This window comes from Nonomuraea sp. NPDC005983 (genome assembly GCF_040614375.1).
Lineage (GTDB): Bacteria > Actinomycetota > Actinomycetes > Streptosporangiales > Streptosporangiaceae > Nonomuraea.
The window spans coordinates 35,047-52,418 of record NZ_JBEXUP010000037.1; the positions used below are offsets into that span (position 1 = coordinate 35,047).

The 17,372-nt window shown below is 71.1% G+C and carries 15 protein-coding genes; 9 read left to right on the forward strand and 6 right to left on the reverse strand.

Annotated features, from left to right (window positions below; all coding sequences use genetic code 11):
* Positions 1-81 precede the first annotated feature (81 nt).
* A complete protein-coding gene (locus ABZ297_RS18590; RefSeq protein WP_355347128.1) occupies positions 82-1,233 on the forward strand; it encodes a helix-turn-helix domain-containing protein in 1,152 nt (383 codons plus the stop codon).
* Here the strand turns inward: ABZ297_RS18590 and ABZ297_RS18595 are convergent.
* Positions 1,198-2,376 carry an amidohydrolase family protein gene (locus ABZ297_RS18595; protein WP_355347131.1) on the reverse strand — a complete coding sequence of 393 codons (1,179 nt, stop codon included), beginning with the start codon at positions 2,374-2,376 and terminating at the stop codon, positions 1,198-1,200. The genes ABZ297_RS18590 and ABZ297_RS18595 overlap by 36 nt on opposite strands.
* A 230-nt stretch (positions 2,377-2,606) precedes the next feature.
* Between ABZ297_RS18595 and ABZ297_RS18600 the strand changes: the two genes are divergently transcribed.
* The 4 genes from ABZ297_RS18600 to ABZ297_RS18615 are packed head-to-tail and all read left to right on the forward strand — an operon-like array spanning position 2,607 to position 5,936.
* Positions 2,607-3,659 (forward strand): ABC transporter substrate-binding protein, encoded by a 1,053-nt coding sequence (locus tag ABZ297_RS18600; RefSeq protein ID WP_355347134.1) that lies wholly within the window; start codon positions 2,607-2,609, stop codon positions 3,657-3,659.
* Positions 3,656-4,408 (forward strand): ABC transporter ATP-binding protein, encoded by a 753-nt coding sequence (locus tag ABZ297_RS18605; protein WP_355347137.1) that lies wholly within the window; start codon positions 3,656-3,658, stop codon positions 4,406-4,408. The genes ABZ297_RS18600 and ABZ297_RS18605 overlap by 4 nt, the downstream gene beginning before the upstream one ends.
* Positions 4,405-5,154, forward strand: coding sequence for an ABC transporter permease subunit (locus ABZ297_RS18610; RefSeq protein WP_355347140.1), 750 nt, complete (start codon positions 4,405-4,407; stop codon positions 5,152-5,154). The genes ABZ297_RS18605 and ABZ297_RS18610 overlap by 4 nt, the downstream gene beginning before the upstream one ends.
* Entirely contained in the window at positions 5,151-5,936 is a 786-nt protein-coding gene (locus ABZ297_RS18615; RefSeq protein ID WP_355347143.1) for an ABC transporter permease subunit, read from the forward strand. The genes ABZ297_RS18610 and ABZ297_RS18615 overlap by 4 nt, the downstream gene beginning before the upstream one ends.
* Before the next feature lie 35 nt (positions 5,937-5,971).
* On the opposite strand, the gene ABZ297_RS18620 is transcribed toward ABZ297_RS18615, so the two are convergent.
* Positions 5,972-6,952 (reverse strand): WYL domain-containing protein, encoded by a 981-nt coding sequence (locus ABZ297_RS18620; RefSeq protein ID WP_355347146.1) that lies wholly within the window; start codon positions 6,950-6,952, stop codon positions 5,972-5,974.
* A 65-nt stretch (positions 6,953-7,017) separates the two neighbouring features.
* On the opposite strand from ABZ297_RS18620, the gene ABZ297_RS18625 reads away from it, so the two are divergent.
* Entirely contained in the window at positions 7,018-8,496 is a 1,479-nt protein-coding gene (locus tag ABZ297_RS18625; protein ID WP_355347149.1) for an MFS transporter, read from the forward strand.
* A 147-nt stretch (positions 8,497-8,643) separates the two neighbouring features.
* On the opposite strand, the gene ABZ297_RS18630 is transcribed toward ABZ297_RS18625, so the two are convergent.
* Both ABZ297_RS18630 and ABZ297_RS18635 read right to left on the reverse strand, forming a co-directional pair.
* Positions 8,644-9,411, reverse strand: coding sequence for an aminotransferase class IV (locus tag ABZ297_RS18630; RefSeq protein WP_355347152.1), 768 nt, complete (start codon positions 9,409-9,411; stop codon positions 8,644-8,646).
* 129 nt (positions 9,412-9,540) lie between these two features.
* Positions 9,541-11,058: an MFS transporter gene (locus tag ABZ297_RS18635; RefSeq protein ID WP_355347154.1), complete on the reverse strand. Its 1,518-nt coding sequence runs from the start codon at positions 11,056-11,058 to the stop codon at positions 9,541-9,543.
* A gap of 89 nt (positions 11,059-11,147) precedes the next feature.
* Between ABZ297_RS18635 and ABZ297_RS18640 the strand changes: the two genes are divergently transcribed.
* The gene (locus ABZ297_RS18640; RefSeq protein WP_355347157.1) at positions 11,148-14,378 is read left to right on the forward strand and encodes a BTAD domain-containing putative transcriptional regulator; all 3,231 of its coding nucleotides are present in this window, start codon (positions 11,148-11,150) and stop codon (positions 14,376-14,378) included.
* A gap of 10 nt (positions 14,379-14,388) precedes the next feature.
* Here the strand turns inward: ABZ297_RS18640 and ABZ297_RS18645 are convergent, their stop codons facing one another.
* On the reverse strand, positions 14,389-14,838 hold the full coding sequence (locus ABZ297_RS18645; protein ID WP_355347160.1) for an SRPBCC domain-containing protein: 450 nt from the start codon (positions 14,836-14,838) through the stop codon (positions 14,389-14,391).
* 200 nt (positions 14,839-15,038) lie between these two features.
* Between ABZ297_RS18645 and ABZ297_RS18650 the strand changes: the two genes are divergently transcribed.
* Entirely contained in the window at positions 15,039-15,887 is an 849-nt protein-coding gene (locus ABZ297_RS18650) for a hypothetical protein (RefSeq protein ID WP_355347163.1), read from the forward strand.
* A gap of 98 nt (positions 15,888-15,985) precedes the next feature.
* Here the strand turns inward: ABZ297_RS18650 and ABZ297_RS18655 are convergent, their stop codons facing one another.
* Positions 15,986-16,447 carry a MarR family transcriptional regulator gene (locus ABZ297_RS18655; RefSeq protein ID WP_355347166.1) on the reverse strand — a complete coding sequence of 154 codons (462 nt, stop codon included), beginning with the start codon at positions 16,445-16,447 and terminating at the stop codon, positions 15,986-15,988.
* Positions 16,448-16,509: 62 nt separating this feature from the next.
* On the opposite strand from ABZ297_RS18655, the gene ABZ297_RS18660 reads away from it, so the two are divergent.
* Positions 16,510-17,262, forward strand: a complete 753-nt coding sequence (locus ABZ297_RS18660; RefSeq protein WP_355347169.1) for an SDR family NAD(P)-dependent oxidoreductase — start codon at positions 16,510-16,512, stop codon at positions 17,260-17,262.
* Positions 17,263-17,372: the final 110 nt, after the last annotated feature.

The following is a 17,372-nucleotide window of genomic DNA, read 5'->3' on the forward strand; positions in this document are numbered from 1 at the left end:
CGTGGGGTCACGGTATCGTGCGAACCTCCGAACTATCACCGCATGAGCTGGCATAACATCAGATTTCGGGAGGTGTCGCTCTTGAGACTGGCGGATCTGCTGGCGCGCGACGACCTGCATCTGACGCCGGTTACGGGCCACGGCCACCTGGGCCGCGAGGTGCGCCGCGCATACCCTACCGACCTGCCCGATCCGCGCCGCTACCTGCGTGCCGGCGATCTCGTGCTGACCAGCGGCGTCTGGTATCGGCGGCCGTCCGACTGCGACTCCTTCGCCGACGCGCTCTGGGCGGCCGACGTGGCCGGCCTGGTCGTCGGGCTGGTCGTGCTCGGCGAGCTGCCTCCCGCTCTGGTCGAGGCGTGCGAGCGGCGCAACCTCCCGCTGATCCTGGCCGCGCCCGACCAGTCGTTCGGCGCCATCACCGAGGCCGTCGCGGAGGAGTCGTTCGCCGCCGAGCAGCGCAGGGCCGAGCGGGCCAGGGCGCAGACGCTCCTGGACGTGCTGGTCACGCAGCAGATCCCGCCCGGAGAGGTGTCGGCGCACCTGCGGCTGCTGGGGGCCGACCCTGGGCTGCCGACGACGGCCCTGGTGGTGCGGCTGACAGGCGGGTCCGACGGCCACGACCTGCCCGCCGTCCTGCACGAGGGGCTGGCCAGGAAGGGGCGGCACCTGATCGTCGGCGGGCTGCCGGGCGAGGCGGTCGTACTGGTCAACGGGAAGACCACACGCAAGAGCCTGAGCGAGGAGCTGCGCGGCTTGGCGGCGTCCAGGCCGGGGCTGCGGATCGCGGCGGGGATCAGCGAGGCGGCGTCCAGCGTGTCGCGGCTGGCCGAGGCGCTGGAGACCGCGCGGCGCGGCGTCGAGGCGGCCGGCGACGGCGCGGGCCCCGTGTCGATCATGTCCGCGGCCGACGTCGACACCCACGAACTGCTGCTGGCCTCGCTGCCGGCGAGCGTGCGCAGATCGTTCAGGGAGCACCTGCTCGGCCCCGTCGAGGAGTACGACGCCAGGCACGGCTCGGAGCTGCTGCGCACCCTGGACGTCTTCCTGGAGACGTGCGGCTCCTGGCAGCGCACGGCCGACGAGCTGTACGTGCACGTCAACACGTTGCGCTACCGGATGCAACGAATCGAGGAGCTGACCGGGCGGCGCATGTCGTCCATGCGCGACCGCACGGACCTGTACCTCGCGCTCAGGTCAGGGCAGCCGCCCGGCGACCAGCCGGCCCCGTGAGACCACGGCGACGACGTTCTCGGTCGCCAGGTCCTCGATCCGCTCCCACGGACGGCCCCGCAGCACGACCAGGTCGGCCCCGAGGCCGGGGGCGATCCGGCCCACCGGCATGCCGATCGAGTCGGCGGCGTCGGACGTGGCCGCGCGCAGCGCCGTCTCGGCGTCCATGCCCAGCACCCGCGTCATGTGGACGACCTCCGCGAGCTGGTCGCCGAACTGGACGTGGTGCCCGTTGGCGTCGGTGCCCAGCACGAACCGGACGCCCAGCGCGTACGCCTCGGCGAGCAGCACGTCGCGCCTGGCGACCAGCTCGGCGGCCTTGGCCATGGCCTCTTCGGTCACCGGCACCCGGCCCGCGGCGATCGCCTCGTTGATCAGCAGGGTGGGGGCGACCGGGGTGCGGCGGGCGGCGAGGGTCTCGGCGAGGTCCCGGGACATCAGCGTGCCGTGCTCGATCGAGTCGACGCCCTCCTCGACGGCGACGCGGATGCCCTCCTCGGAGTGGGCGTGCGAGGCGACCAGCATGCCGAGGGCGTGCGCCTCGTCCACGACGGCGCGGATCTCGTCGCGGGTGTAGTTGCGCCAGGCGTTCTTGTCGCCGATCGACAGGACGCCGCCGCTGGTGGTGAGCTTGATGCCGTCCATTCCGGCCCTGGCCCAGGTACGCACCAGCTTGCGGCAGTCGTCGGGGCCGTCGGCGGTGGGCTTGCGGATCGGGAACGCGGGCGGTACGAACAGGTCGTTGTGCCCGGCGGTCATCCCGACGACGCCGTGGACCTGGATGCGCGGGCCGGGCAGCACGCCCGCGTCGAACGCCCGGCGCAGCGCGATCTGCGCCTCGTCGCCGGCCAGGTCGCGCAGGGTGGTCACGCCGTGGCGCATGGCGCGCTGGGCGTGGGCGACGCCGTGCAGCACCTGCTCGTCGCGGGTGGTGACGAGCGGCCAGGTGGCGAAGTCGGACTGCCGCGGACTGGCGTCGCCGATGAGGTGGACGTGCGTGTCGACCAGGCCGGGGATGACGCACAGCTCGTCGTGACGCTGGGCGGCGGGCCGGATGTCGACGATCTCGTCAGGCTCCCAGGACAGGTCCACGGGGCCGCGGGGTTCGGTACCGTCCCAAAGCGGGATTCCGTCAAGTCTCATTTCAGGCCTGACGTTACCGGCTCCGTCCTGCGGCTGGAGAGACCTACGGACCTCGTGGGGTGCTCTCGTAGCTACCTACAGGTGGCGTTCCAGCGTGTACAGGGCTTTCGCCGCCCGGGCCGGGTCGCGCGGCCCACCTCCGCCGCGATGCCCGAAATTCCGTCACATGATGGTAATAATCGATATATACCCTCCTGACCTGCATCTTCACCGCCCGCTCAAGGAGAATTATGGCTACCCTCGACCGTCGCGCGTTCCTGCGGACGACAGGTATGGCCGGACTGGCGCTCGGCCTGGCCGCCTGTGGCGACAACGGCACGACCAGCGGGGCCGGCGGCGGAGAAGGCGGGCACGGCTCGGTCAAGCTCCAGCTGTCCTGGAAGAAGAACGTCGAGTTCGCGGGCGAGTACTTCGCCGACAGCAAGGGCTACTTCAAGGCCGCCGGGTTCTCCCAGGTCGAGCTGCTGTCGGGCGGCGGTTCCGGCACCTCGGTCGAGTCGGGCCTGGCCACCGGGCGCTGCTGGATCGGCCTGTCGGCGCCGACCATCACCGCGCCCGCCATCCTGCAGGGCGCGCAGCTCAAGATCGTCGGCGCGACGTTCCAGAAGAACCCCTTCGCCATCGTCTCGCTCGGCAAGAACCCGATCGAGGACCCCAAGGCGCTGGTGGGCAAGAAGATCGGCGTCCAGGACTCCAACGAGCTGGTCTGGAACGCCCTGCTCAAGGCCAACGGCATCGACCCGTCGAGCGTGACCAGGGTGCCGTTCCAGTCCGACCCGTCGATGCTGACGTCCGGACAGCTCGACGGCTACGTCGGCTTCGTCACCAGCGGCCCCGTGCGGTTGAAGATGCAGGGCGTGGACGCGACCCACATGCTCTTCGCCGACCACGGCCTGCCGCTGGTCGCCGAGACGTTCACGGTGACGCAGCAGACCATCGACAGCGAGCGCGACAAGCTCAAGGCCTTCCTGACGGCCGAGATCAAGGGCTGGAAGGACGCGGTGGCCGACCCGGCCAAGTCGGCCGAACTGGCCGCCGGCACCTACGGCAAGGACCAGAACCTCGACGTCAAGGAGCAGACGGAGGAGGCCAAGATGCAGAACGAGCTCGTGGTCACCCCCGACGCCAAGGCCAACGGCCTGTTCACGATGACCCCTCAGCTGATCGAGCAGAACATCGCCTCCCTCGCCAAGGCCGGGCTGACCATCAAGGCCGAACAGCTCTTCGACCTGTCGATCATCGACGAGGTGTACAAGGCCGATCCGAGTCTCAAGCTCGCATGAGCGGCATCAGCATCACCGGGCTGAGCAAGACGTTCAGCAAAGGGCTGACCGCGATCGACGGCGTGGACCTTCAGACGCCGAAGGGCTCGTTCCTGTCGCTGCTCGGCCCGTCAGGCTGCGGCAAGTCGACGGTGCTGCGCATCCTCGCCGGACTGGAGGAGCCCACCACGGGCGAGATCCGGGTGAACGGCGAGACGCCGGAGGAACTGCGCAGGAGCCACCACCTCGGCATCGCCTTCCAGGACTCGGCCCTGCTGGCCTGGCGCAGCGTGACCGCCAACATCCGGCTGCCGCTGGAGGTCGCCGGGATCAAGCCGGAACCCGGCGTCATCGAGGACCTGGTCAAGCTGGTCGGCCTGGAGGGCTTCGAGAAGGCCAGGCCCGCCGAGCTGTCGGGCGGCATGCGCCAGCGCGTCTCGATCGCCCGCGCGCTGGTGGTCAAGCCCAGCGTGCTGCTGCTCGACGAGCCGTTCGGCGCGCTGGACGACATGACCCGCCAGCGCCTGAACCTGGAACTGCTGCGCATCTGGACGGAGAAGCCCGCCACCACGCTGATGGTCACCCACGGCATCGGCGAGGCCATCTTCCTGTCGGACGTGGTCGCCGTCATGAGCCCGCGCCCCGGCCGGGTCGTCGAGATGGTGGAGATCGGCCTGCCGCGTCCGCGCACCCCCGAGATGATGCGCACCCCCGAGTTCCACGCGATCCACGACCACCTCAGCGACCTGCTGTTCGGGCACGGCTCATGAGACGGCTGCAGGGACTGGTCGGCGTCGTCGCGCTGATCGCGCTGTGGTGGCTGCTCGCGGTGACCGTCTTCGCCGGTGGCGGCGCGGTGCCGACCCCGTGGGCGGTGCTGTCGGGCATGGCCCACGACGGCTGGGCCTTCTACTGGCCGAACGCCTCGGCCACGCTGGGCGCGGCGCTGCAGGGCTTCCTCTGGGGCAACGGGCTGGCGCTCGCGGTGGCCGTGGTCGTCCTGCTCGTCCCCAGGTTGGAGGCCGTCGCCACCCAGCTCGCGGTGATCAGCTACTGCATCCCGCTGCTGGCCATCGGCCCGATCATCCTGGTCGTCTTCGGCGGGCAGGCCGCCGTGGTGTTCCTGGCCGCGATCTCGGTCTTCTTCACCACGCTGATCGGCGCCCTGCTCGGGCTGCGCTCCGCCGACCGGGCCAGCCTGGACGTGATCACGGTGTACGGGGGTGGCAAGCTGGCCAAGCTCCGGCACGTCCAGGTGATCTCGGCGCTGCCGAGCACGTTCGCCGGGCTCAAGATCTCGGCCCCGTCCGCGCTGCTCGGGGCCATCATCGGCGAGTACCTCGGCAGCAACGACCAGGGGCTCGGCGTGTCGCTGATGATCTCGCAGCAGCAGTTCCAGGTGTCGAGGACGTGGGGGCTGGCGCTCGTCGCGGGCCTGATCGCGGGGCTCGGCTACGCGGTCGTGGCCGTGCTCGCGCGCGTGGTGACCCCTTGGTCGTCAGGGAGAAGTCTGTGATCGGCCGTACCGTGTTGCGGGTCGTCGGCCCGCTGCTGCCCTCGGTGGTCATCGTGGTCGCCGCCTGGTGGCTGCTCCTGGAGGCGTTCGGGATCAGCCCGCTCGTCGGCAAGCGTCCGCCCCAGGTCTGGGACTACCTGTTCACCGTGCCGGAGGCCGCCGCGCACCGCGACGCCGTGTTCGGCGCGCTCGGCGTCACGATCAGGGACGCGGCCATCGGCTTCGCCAGCGGCATGGTCGCGGCGATGGCCGTCGCCATCACGTTCGTCCTGCTCAGGACCGTCGAGCAGACGTTCATGCCGGTCGCGATGCTGTTGCGGTCGGTACCGCTCGTGGTGATGACGCCGCTGATCACGCTGGTGTTCGGCAGGGACCTCGTCGGTGTGGCGGTGATCGGCGGCATCGTGGTGTTCTTCCCGGCGCTGGTCAACATCGCCTTCGGGCTGCGTTCGGCGTCGCCGCAGGCTACCGACCTGGTCATGGCCTACGGCGGCGGACGGCTCACCGTGCTGCGCAAGGTCGCGGTGCCGACCGCGATGCCGTCGGTGTTCGCGTCGGCCAGGATCTCCGTGCCCGCCTCGATCATCGGCGCGCTCATCGCCGAGTGGCTGGCCACCGGGCAGGGCATCGGGGCCGGCATCCTGCGCGCCATCGGCGGCTTCCGCTACGACGAGGTCTGGGCGGACATCGTCGTCGTCACGGCCGTGTCGATCCTCGCCTACGCGGCTGTCGGCGTGGTCGAGTCGCTGGTCCTGGCCCGGTTCTCGGACGGGCAGCGGTGATCTGACATTGGGAACGCGGACGCCAGATGTGCAGGTCACCGGGGAGGTTGGTCGGGGCCGAGTTCCTTGCTGATTCGGGTGCGCAGGGAGTGCAGGGCTTGCCTGAGTTCGGCCGGTTCGATGTCTGTGATGTCGGCGTCGAAGGTGAGGAGCAGTCCTGCCAGTCCTGGCCATGACCATGCGCCGAGTGTGAGTCGGCAAGTGGTTTCGGTGTCGTACTCGACTGTTGATCCGCCGGGGGCGAACCGGGCGACGGTGGAGGCGGGCAGGGCGAGGATGGCTGAGCCGCGGCATCGCCATTCTGCTGCGGCGTCTCCGCGGTCGTGTGTGGTCATGACGAAGGCGACGGGATCGCCGTGCGGGATGTCACGTCGGTCGAAGGGGGTGTGCGTGGGCATGTGCGGTTGGATGCGGTCCACGCGCATCGCGCGCCATCGGTCCGCGTCCGGGTCGAAGGCGACCAGGTACCAGCGTGCGGCCCAGACCACGAGGTCGTGTGGTTCCAGCGTGAGCGTGACGGGTTCGCCGTCGCCGGTGTAGTCCACGCGAACGAGGTGCCGCCGGTTGATCGCGCTGCCAACGGCGCGGACGATCTCGGCGTCGATCGGTGGCGCGGGGAACTCCCAGTAGTTGCGGGCTGAGGAGACGGTGAACGCTTCGGCGTGCAGGCGGCTGCGTGCGGGCATCGCCTGGTGCAGCGTGGCGAGAGCACGGGCCGCGTTCTCGTGGATGCCGGAGAGGATCGTCGGGACGGTCTGGAGCGCGACGGCCGTGGCGACGGCCTGGTCTTCATCGAAGACGACCGGCGGCAAGCGGGTAGCGCGACCGAGCCGGTATCCTCCACCTGCTCCGCGGACGGCCTCGATCTCGTACCCGAGGTCCCGGAGCGTGTCTATATCGCGACGCACGGTTCTCACCGACGCTCCGAGTCGGGCGGCGAGTTCCTCGGCGGTCAGGGGCGCACCGATTCCGAAGATCGACAGCAGCCTGAGCGTCCGCGCGGAGGTAGCAGCCATGATTCTCCGATTCTCTCACCGATAGCGGTCACTCCGTGGCAACTATGCCTGCGACGGTGGCCGACATGAACGACTCACCGAGCCCCCGAGAGAGCACCCGCACAGCTGGGGCTTCCCCGACACTCATCGCCAGCGCCGGCGCGACCACGGCGCTGTTGGTGGTGCTCTTCGGTTCCTTCATGGACCTTCTCGACGCGACGATCGTCACCGTCGCGGCCCCGGCGATAGCCCGAGACCTGGGTGCCGGCGACGCTCAGATCCAGTGGACGATCGCCGCCTACGTCCTCACCCTGGGCGCGGGCTTGATCACCGGCGGACGGCTCGGTGACCAGTACGGCCGCAAGCGGTTGTTCATGATCGGGCTGGCCGGGTTCATGGTCACCTCGGCGCTGTGCGCGCTGGCCGTCGATCCGGGGATGCTCATCGGCATGCGCGCCGGGCAGGGACTGACCGCCGGGATCATGGTCCCGCAGGTGTTCGGGATCATCCGGGCATCATTCGCTCCGGGCGAGCGTGCCAAGGCGTTCGGCGCCTACGGAGCGGTCCAGGGCCTCGCCTCGGTCGCCGGCCCGCTGCTGGGCGGGCTGCTCGTCGACGCCAACCTGTTCGACCTGGGCTGGCGCACGATCTTCTGGGTCAACGTGCCCGTCTCGATCCTGGCGCTCATCATCGGCGCGAAGGCCCTGCCGGAGTCCCGCTCCGCCTCGACCGCGCGACTGGACCTCCCAGGCGCGCTCCTCGCGGCCACGGGCATCCTTCTCCTGCTGCTGCCGATCATCCAGACCGAGACATGGGGATGGACCTGGGCCAGCTACGCCCTCCTCGCAGCCGGAATCATCATGATCGCGATCTTCCTCGCCTACGAGCGCCGCCTCACCGGTCGCGGAGACGAACCTGTCTTTGACCCGGCTCTGCTGAGAATCCGCGCCTTCGCAGTCGGACTGAGCGCTTCGGTGCTCTTCTTCGGCGGCATCGGGTCGTACTTCCTCACCCTGTCGGTCTACCTCCAGAACGGAACCGGCCGAACCGCATGGGAGACCGGCCTGGTGATCCTCCCGTACGCGCTCGGCTCGATCATCACCTCCGGCCTTGGCGTCGCTCTCGCCGCCAAGGCGGGCAGAACGCTCCTGATCACCGGCTCGCTCACCATTGCGGCATCTCAGCTCGTCCTGTGGTCCATCGTCAAGGACGGCAACGATCCCGGGTACTGGCTCCTCGCCCTCGCACTCTTCATCGGTGGCCTCGGGCTCGGTCTTGCCGCACCCATTCTCGTCAACGTCGTCCTCGCAGGCGTCCCCGGACGCAACGCAGGCGCCGCAGGCGGGGTGCTCTCCACTGTCAACCAGATCGGCGGCGCCGTCGGCATCGCCGTTCTCGGCACGATCTTCTTCACCGCCGTCACCGGATCAGCCACCGGAGCACCGGTGCTGCCCGACTACAGTCACGCGCTCAGCATCGTCCTGATCGTCTCCGCCGCGCTCTACCTGATTACGGCACTCGTGATGCTCGCACTCCCGAAAGCCGCAGTCGAGCACGCCGAGTAGAGGCTCGCGGTGCCGTTCGCCCTGTCGGCCCCGCCGCTCCGCGTCCCGGGCCCGCCCGCCCTGCCGCCGTCATGGCGCGCCCTGACCGGCCTGCTCCGCCGCCGCCGGCTACGGCGCGCCCTGACCGGCCTGCTCCGCCGCCGCCGGCTACGGCGCGTCCTGACCGGCCCGCTCCAGTGCGTCCCACGGTGTCGCCTCGTAGGCGCCGACGACCGTGGCCACGGCCTCGTCGTTCACCTTGAGGACGACGTCGTCCACCTGGCCGACGGCCACGACCCCGTGCGAGTTGCTCAGGAACACCGCCTCGAAGCCCGGCAGGTCCGCCACGCGCAGCACCCGCCTCTCCGACGGGATGTCGGACACCTCCAGCAGCCGCATCGTGATGCCGCGCAGCATCGGGGCGTCGGGCCAGATGATCCGGGAGCCGTCGAAGCAGCCCAGGTTCGTGATCGAGCCCTCGGAGATCACCCCGTCGGCGGTGGTGAACAGCGCCTCGTCGAACCCCTCGGCCTTCACCTGCCTGCCCAGGTAGCCCTGGGCGAAGCCGCCCGTGTGCTTGACGTGCGCGAGGAAACGCTGATGGCGGACCGACCTGAGCCGCTGCGGGACCGTCGCGACCTCGGCGGGCGGCGCGGCAGTGGCGATCACGCGCAGCCTGTCGACCTCGCACACGTACACCCGCACGCTCGCGTCGTCCCGGTCGAGGACCGTGCGGATCGAGTCGAGGACGAGGTCGCGGTCGAGCTCCTGGCCGAACAGCTCTCTGGTCGCCGAGTCGAGCCGGTCCAGGTGGAAGGCGAGGCCGCGCACCCGCCGTCCGCGCACCTGCATGGCCGTGAAGTGTCCGTACCGGGCGGTGATGGCCAGCGCCACATCCCCGGCGCCCGCCGGCCGCCCATCGATCACCGTGTTCACAAACCGGAACATACCCCGCCAAGCACCGCCCGCGGGGACCTATCCGGTGGCCACCCCGGGCTCCTTCGTCCCCCGGAAGACGCCGGCACCGGATCGGCGGGAAGCCGATCCGGTGTGAGGGGCGGTTCGTCATGCGGCGAGCTCCGCCTCCCGCTCGCTCTCGACCGGCTGCGGCGCCTGCCCGTAGCCGCGCAGGGCGATCACGGTGACGATCGAGAGGCCCAGGAAGACCACCGCCCCGACGGCCGCCACGGCGTTGAGCCCGGAGGTGAAGGCGGCGCGGGCGACGTCCAGCACCTCGGGCAGGTCCTTGGCGGCGTTGACGGCGGCGGCGATGCCCTCGCGGACGCTCTCAACCGGCAGCGTGTCCGGCAGCTCGCTCCGGTAGACGGCGGTGCCGAGGCTGCCCAGCGCCGCGACCCCCACGGCCACTCCGAACTCGCCACTGGTCTCCGACAGCGCGGCGGCGGACCCGGACTTCTCCGGCGGCGTCGCCGTCATGATCACGGTGTTGCCGAGGCTCATCGGCAGCGCGATCCCGGCCGAGGCGAGGACCAGCCCGACCACCACCAGGACGGTCCCGCCGGCGCTGGGCACCTGCGTCTGCACGAGCATCCCCACTGCGCCCAGTGCCAGCCCGGCGGCCATCACGTAGGCGGGACGGACCCGGCGGGCGATGGCCGGGCCGAGCGACATCGCGGCGATCATCGCGACGTTCTGCGGCACCAGCCACAGCCCCGCCTGCAGGGGCGACAGCCCGGCGACGGTCTGCAGGTAGAGCGTGGACATCAGGGACGTGCCCGCCATCACCACGCCGCCGAGCGACATGATCCCGAGCGTCGAGGCGAAGGCGCGGTTGCCGAACAGGCGCAGGTCGAGCAGCGGGCCGGCCAGCCGGCGCTGCCGCCGGACGAACACCGCGCCGACCACGAGACCGAGGACGACGGCCGCGACGGGCACGGGGTGCCAGCCGTTCCTGGCGACGTCCTTGAGGCCGTAGATGACCGGCAGGATGGCGGCCAGCGACAGGCCGACGCTCGGTAGGTCCAGCCGCCCGGCCGACGCGTCACGGTACTCCGGCAGCAGCACCCGCCCGGTGGCCAGCACCAGCACCATGAACGGCACCCCGAGCAGGAACGCCGCCCCCCACCAGAAGTGCTCCAGCAGCAGCCCGCCGACCAGCGGGCCGAGCGCCATGCCGAGCATGAAGCAGCTGAACCAGATGCCGAACGCGCTGCCGAGCTGCTTGCCGTCCTGGAACATGTTGCGGATCAGCGCCATCGAGGACGGCAGCAGCGTCGCCCCCGCCACTCCGAGCAGCGCCCGCGTGACGACCAGCATCTCCGCGCTGGACGAGTACGCCGCCACCACGGAGGCCACTCCGAAGGCCGCCGCGCCGGTCAGCAGCAGCCTGCGGCGGCCGATCCTGTCGCCCAGCGTGCCCATCGTGACCAGGAACCCGGCCAGCATGAACGAGTAGATGTCCATGATCCAGAGCTGCTGCGACGCGCTCGCGCCCAGGCCGGCGCTCAGGTGCGGCAGCGCCAGGTACAGGACGCTGACGTCCAGGGAGAGCAGCAGCGCGACCGAGGCCAGCACACCCAGCCCGATCCATTCCCGTCGTCCCGCCTGTGTCGTGGTGTTCATGTCTGTTCCCCTTTCGTCGCCACCACGGTGCTGGACGGCGCTTCGGGTGCGCTTCTCGCCGGCTTAAGGTCGCGCATAAGGTGGCTGACATGCGCTTTGGGGTGCTGGGACCACTTTCGGTGTGGACCGACCAGGGAGAGCCCGTCACGATCCCCGGGCTGAAGGTGCGGGCGGTCCTCGCGGACCTGCTCGTCCACGACGGCGTGACCGTGTCGGCCGACCGGCTCGTCGACGACCTGTGGCGCGACGAGCCGCCGGGCAACCCGTCGGGTGCGCTGCAGGTCCGGGTCTCGCAGCTGCGGCGGGCGCTGGAGGAGGCCGAGCCGGGCGGCAAGAACCTGGTCGTCTCGCGCGCCCCCGGCTACCTGTTGCAGGTCGCCACCGAGGCCGTCGACGCCGGGCGGTTCACCGCGCTGGTGGCGCGCGCCCAGTCCGCCGACGGGCCGGGCGAGCGGTCGGCGCTGCTGGGCGAGGCGCTGGCCCTGTGGCGCGGGCCGGCGCTCGCCGACTTCGCCGACGAGGAGTGGACCAGGGCCGCCATCCTCAGACTGGAGGAGCAGCGGCTGGCCGCCCTGGAGCAGCGGGCGGAGGCGCGGCTGGAGCTGGGCGAGCACAGCCTGCTCGTGGGGGAGCTGGGCGATCTGGTGGCCCGGCATCCGCTCCGCGAGCGGCTGCGGGCCGTCCACATGCGGGCCCTCTACCGTGCGGGACGGCAGAGCGAGGCGCTGGCCGGCTACGCCGAGCTCCGCGAACGGCTGGCCGACGAGCTGGGGCTGGACCCCGGGCCGGAACTGGCCGCGCTGCACCAGGCCATCCTGGAGCAGGACCCAGGGCTGGCGCCGCCCAACCCGAACGCGGCCGTCGGTCCGCGCACCAACCTGCCCGCCTCGCTCAGCCCCCTGATCGGCCGCGACGACGGGCTGGACGAGGTCCGCTCGCTGCTGGAGACCGGTCGCCTGGTCACGCTCACCGGGAGCGGCGGCGTCGGCAAGACGCGCCTCGCCCTGGAGACGGCCACGCACCTCGTCGACTCCTACGCCGACGGCGTCTGGCTGGTCGAACTGGCCCCGCTCGACCTGCGCCGGGCGGCCGATCCCGCGCCGCCGGACCGGCAGGCGGGCGAGCGGGGAGTGGAGGCGCTGGCGGAGGCGGTGCTGACCGCGCTGGACGTCCGGCAGGACACCGGCCCGTCGGCCACCGTGGACCGGCTGGCAGAGGTCCTGCGCCCGCGCCGGACACTCCTGGTGCTCGACAACTGCGAGCACGTGGTCGAGCAGGTCGCCAAGCTGGCCGAGCGGCTGCTGAGGGCGGCTCCCGGGCTGCGCGTGCTGGCCACCAGCAGGGAGCCGCTGGCCCTGGTGGGCGAGGTGCTGTGGAACGTCCCGCCGCTGGACGTCCCCGACGGCGCCGGCCTGGAGGCCGTGAGAGGCTCCGACGCGGCCCGGCTGTTCGTGGCACGGGCCGCCGCCACCGCCCCCGGGTTCGCGCTCGACGCGGGCAACGCCGGGGCGGTCGCGCAGCTCTGCAGGCGGCTGGACGGGATCCCGCTGGCGCTGGAGCTGGCGGCGACCAGGGTCCGGGCGCTCGGCGTCAACGGCGTGGTGTCGCGGCTCGACAACCGGTTCCGGCTGCTGACGGGCGGCCACCGCGGCACCCCGGCACGCCAGCAGACGCTGACGGCCGTGATCGACTGGAGCTGGGAGCTGCTGACCGAGCCCGAACGGACGGTCCTGAGACGGCTGGCCGTGCACGCCGACGGCTGCACCCTGGAAGCCGCCGAAGAGGTCTGCGCCGACGGGGTCGGCGACGCCGAGCTGGACGTGCTCGACCTGCTCGTGCGGCTGGTCGACAAGTCGCTGGTCGTGGCGGTCGAGGGGGCGGCCGGGGTGCGGTACCGGCTGCTGGAGTCGGTGTCGGAGTACTGCCTGGCACGGCTCTCGGACGCAGGGGAGCTGCGCGAGGTCCGGCTGGCACACGCCCGCTACCATCTCGCCCTCGCCGTCCAGGCCGAGCCGCGCCTGTACGGGCACGACCAGCAGGAGTGGCTGCGACGACTCGACACGGACTCGGCCAACCTGCGGGCCGCTCTCGACACCATGTCTCGCGAGCGGGACACGACCGGTGCGCTCACCCTGGTGAACGCCCTGGCCTGGTACTGGTACCTGCGCGGCAGGAACGCCGAGGCGCTGCGCTCCCTGGAGACCGCGCTGGCCGTCGAGCACGCCCCGGCCGACACCGCTGCCGATACCGCGGCTGCCAGGGCGGCGGCCTGGCGGGCGGGCTTCGTCCTGCTGCTGGGCGGGGCGACCGGCTGGGAGGCCACGCTCGACGCGATCGAGGACCGAGGCGTCCGGGCCCGCGCGGAGTTGTTCATCGGGCTGGTCGTACGCGACCTGTCCATCAGCCAGGACCTGGTGGGCAGGGCGTTGACGACCTTCCACACGGCCGGCGACACGTGGGGCGTCGCCGCGGCGCTGAGCAGGCGCGCCCGCGACGCCTTCGTGCTGCGGGACGTGATCGCGCTCGACCGCGACGGCAACGAGAGCCTGCGCCTGTTCCGGCAGCTCGGCGACCGGTGGGGGCAGCTCCAGGCGGTGGAGTGGCTGGGCGGCCTGGCCGAGATGAGCGCCGACGCCGACGAGGCCAACAGGCTGTTCGAGGAGGGGCTGCGGATCGCCGAAGAGCTGGGCCTGTGGCCGGACGTCGCGCGGCGGATCTCCTGGCTCGGCTGGGTGGCGCTGCAGTCAGGGGAGTACGGGCGGGCGATGGAGCACTGCGAGCGGGCCATGCGGCTGGCGATCGGCCAGGGCTACAAGGAGGGCGAGATCATGGCCGAGATGGGGCTCGCCTTCGCCGCGCGCCGGGCGGGCGAGCTGGACCTCGCCGAGAAGCACCTCAACCACCTGCTGGAAGGCGTCCCGAGGGACCCCGACGGGGAACCGCTCCTGCACGTCCCGACGACCCTCGTCGAGCTGGGTTTCCTGCACGAGCGCCGCGGCGACGTCGCGACGGCCCGCGACCTGCAACTGGAGGCGATCGCCGCCGCGCAGAAGGTGGGCGACCCCGCCACGACGGCCCTCGCCGCGGAGGGGCTGGCATCGGCGCTGGCGGCGTCGGGCAAGCATGACCGGGCCGCCCGCCTGCTGGGCCTGGCCGCCGCCGCCCGCGAGGCCGGCCAGACTCCAGCGGGGATCGCGGACGCCGCAGAGCTCGAGCGGGTCGCGTCCCGCGCCCGCGAGGCGCTCGGCGACGCCGCCTTCACCGCCGAGTACGAGCAGGGCGGCAGGCTGAAACTCGACGACGCGGCCGGCCTGGCCTGATCCCCGCTGTTCACTGCCGGGTGAGGTGCTCGCCCAGCTGGTCGAAGAACTCGATCCAGCCGGCTTTGGCCTGCTCGGCGTGGGCCGCGTCGGTGTTGACGCCGAACTGGTGGAAGCGCATCTCGGTCTTGCCGTCGAGGTCGGTGAGGGTGAGGGTGACGACGGAGGCGGGGCCGTCACCGGGGTTGTCGGGGTCGCCGGTGGTGAAGACGAGCCGGTGCGGGGCGTGGATCTCGCGGTAGACGCCGTTCAGCGTCACCTCGAACCCGCCGTCTCCGGCCAGCGTGGCCTGCCACGTCCCGCCGGGGCGGACGTCCAGGACGACCTTCTCCTCGGGGGTGGCCATGGCGCGCGGCCCGAACCACTGGGCGAAGCGGGCCGGCTCGGTCCAGGCGGCGTAGACGTCCTGGCGGGAGGCGTCGAAGACCCGGGTGATCTCGTACTCGGCGGTCTGGCTCATCGTGGTGTCCTTCCATGCTGTTCGGCTGATGTCTTCGACGATGCCGGAAGGGGCTTACGGTCTCCTTCGCGTGGACTTAAGGTCACCTATTTCCGTTAAAACCAGTAGGGGATTTTGATTGAATCGGTGGAGTCTGCCAGTACGCCTGACGCCGCGGCACGATTGACCATACTTCGTTCAACATAGTATGGTCCGGGCTCATGCAGAGAAGATCGTTGGCGCTGGCCGCCCTCGCCCTTGTCGCCGGTTGCGGGGGCACCGGCGCCGCCGCGCGGCCGTCCGCCGGCCCCACCTCGGCCCAGGGCAGGGACTTCCAGATCGAGACCCTGAAAGCGGACTGCATGAAAGGAAAGGGGTTCAAGTATGTCGCCTGGGTCCATCCCGACGAGCCCCTGACCGACGAGGACAAGCAGCGTCTCTCCCCTGACTTCGCGACACGGAAGGCGTATCGCGCAACACACGGCTTCGACCTCATGTACCGCCAGATCCACGGGGGGCCCGAGAGCGCCAAGGACGCCCCGGTCGACCCCAACTACGCCATCAGGGACGACCTGTCGCCCGCCCAGCAGAAGGCCTACGGAAAGGCCTCGGACGGGTGCGAGGCCGAGGCGATCAAGAAGGTCACCGGCAAGGTCGTGAAGTCCGTGGGCGACTGGAGGCAGCAGCTGAACAAGCTGTATGCCCAGCGCATGAAGCGCGAACTCGACGGCGACCCGCAGCTCGTCGAGCTCGCCACGGCCAAGGCCGACTGCCTCACCGCCAAGGGCTACCAGGTGAGCTCGACCAAGCCGACGGTCATGGGGGACTGGGGCAGGCAGCTCGTCGAGCGGGAACTTCACGAGCGTGCCCGGAAGGAGGATAAGGGCATTCCCCCCTACGACCCCGACAGCGGAGTGGCGTACGGGACCACCCGGCTGACCGATCAGGAGAAGCGCCAGTACCTGCAGAAAGAGATCAAGACGGCGGTCGACGACCTCGAATGCGGCAAGGACTTCGACGCCGCCTTCTCTCCCAAGGCCACGCAGATCTGGGAGCGGGTCAGCCAGTAGCGCGTTGTGAGCGACCGCCCTTTCGCCGGCGGTCGGCGATCGGGTCCTCGTGCTCGGGACGGCGGCGTGCGCGCCGTTCCTCGCGTCCGGGATCGGTGTCACTCCTCGGTCAGGACGGATTCTCCGACGACCCGGCGGAGCCGGTCGTTGGCCCGCTCGAGTGCGGCGATCGCGACCTCGCGCTCCTCCTCGCTCGCGTCGCCCATCGCCAGTTCGGCCAGCTCGGCCCACGCGCGTTCGATGCCGGGCACGAGCTCATGCCCGGCGTCCGTGACCACGATGCGCACCTGGCGGCGATCCGTGGCGACGGGCTCGCGCCGGAACCATCCGCCGCTCTCCAGCCGGGCCAGGCTGCGGGTCGCGGTCGGCGGCTCGATGCCGAGCCGCGCCGCCAGCTCCGAGACCGTCATCCCCTCGCGTTCCTGGGCCAGGAACCACAGCAGCACATCCTGCCCGGGGTGTAGCCCGAGCGCCGCGAGCTTGCGGGCCTTCACGGCGCGGTAGAGCTTGCTCATCTTGTTCAGCGCCCGGTTGACGCGGATCGCCTCGCTTGCATCCACGTCCCTCATTGTACTAGGTATATAGTCGGCTAATAGATAGTCGGCTAATTATCGGAGGAACAATGGATCTCGGTCTCGATGGTCGGGTCGTGCTGGTCACCGGGGCGTCCGGCGACATCGGCTCGGCGATCGCCAGGGTGTTCGCGGAGGAAGGCGCGCTCGTCGCCGCGGGCTGGCACAGCGACGAAGGGCGGGCGCGCGCCGTCATCGACGCCATCACGCAGACGGGTGGGAAGGGCACGACGGTCCGGATCGACCAGCGTGACCGCGACTCGGCGAAGGCGGCGGCGCGCCAGGTCGAGCGCGAGCTCGGCGACATCGCGGTCCTGGTCGCCAACGCGGTCGCCTGGCCCACGTGGACACCGGAGACGTGGGACACCCTGACGGACGGCTTCACCGCGAACGTGACAGGGACGCTCGCCATGATCGACGCCGTCCTCCCCGGCATGAGGGCCGCCGGGTGGGGGCGGCTGGTGGTGATCTCGTCCGACGTGGTCGACCAGCCGATGCCCGCGGGCGTGGCGTACCCGGCCGCCAAGGGGGCGCTGGAGACGGCGGTGAAGGTGCTCGCCACCCGGGAGGCTGAGCACGGCGTCCTCACCAACGTCGTCAGGCCCGGCTTCACCCTGACGGACCGGGCGCTGACCACGTTCGGGCAGGAGGCCGTCGACGCCGAAGGCGCCAAGACGCCGACCGGCCGCATCTGCACCCCGGAGGACGTCGCCTCAGCGGTCGCCTACCTCGGCTCGGCCGCGAACGGGCACGCCAACGGCGAGGTCCTCTCGGTGGCAGGCGGACGGCACCTGACCCGCTAGCCGGCTGGGCGGCCCAGACGGCTCGGTGCCCCGCTCCCCGTCGAAGATCCGCACGTCGCGGATGAGCGTTCACCAGCACGTTCGTGGCCGCCGAGCGGGCCTGCGTGACC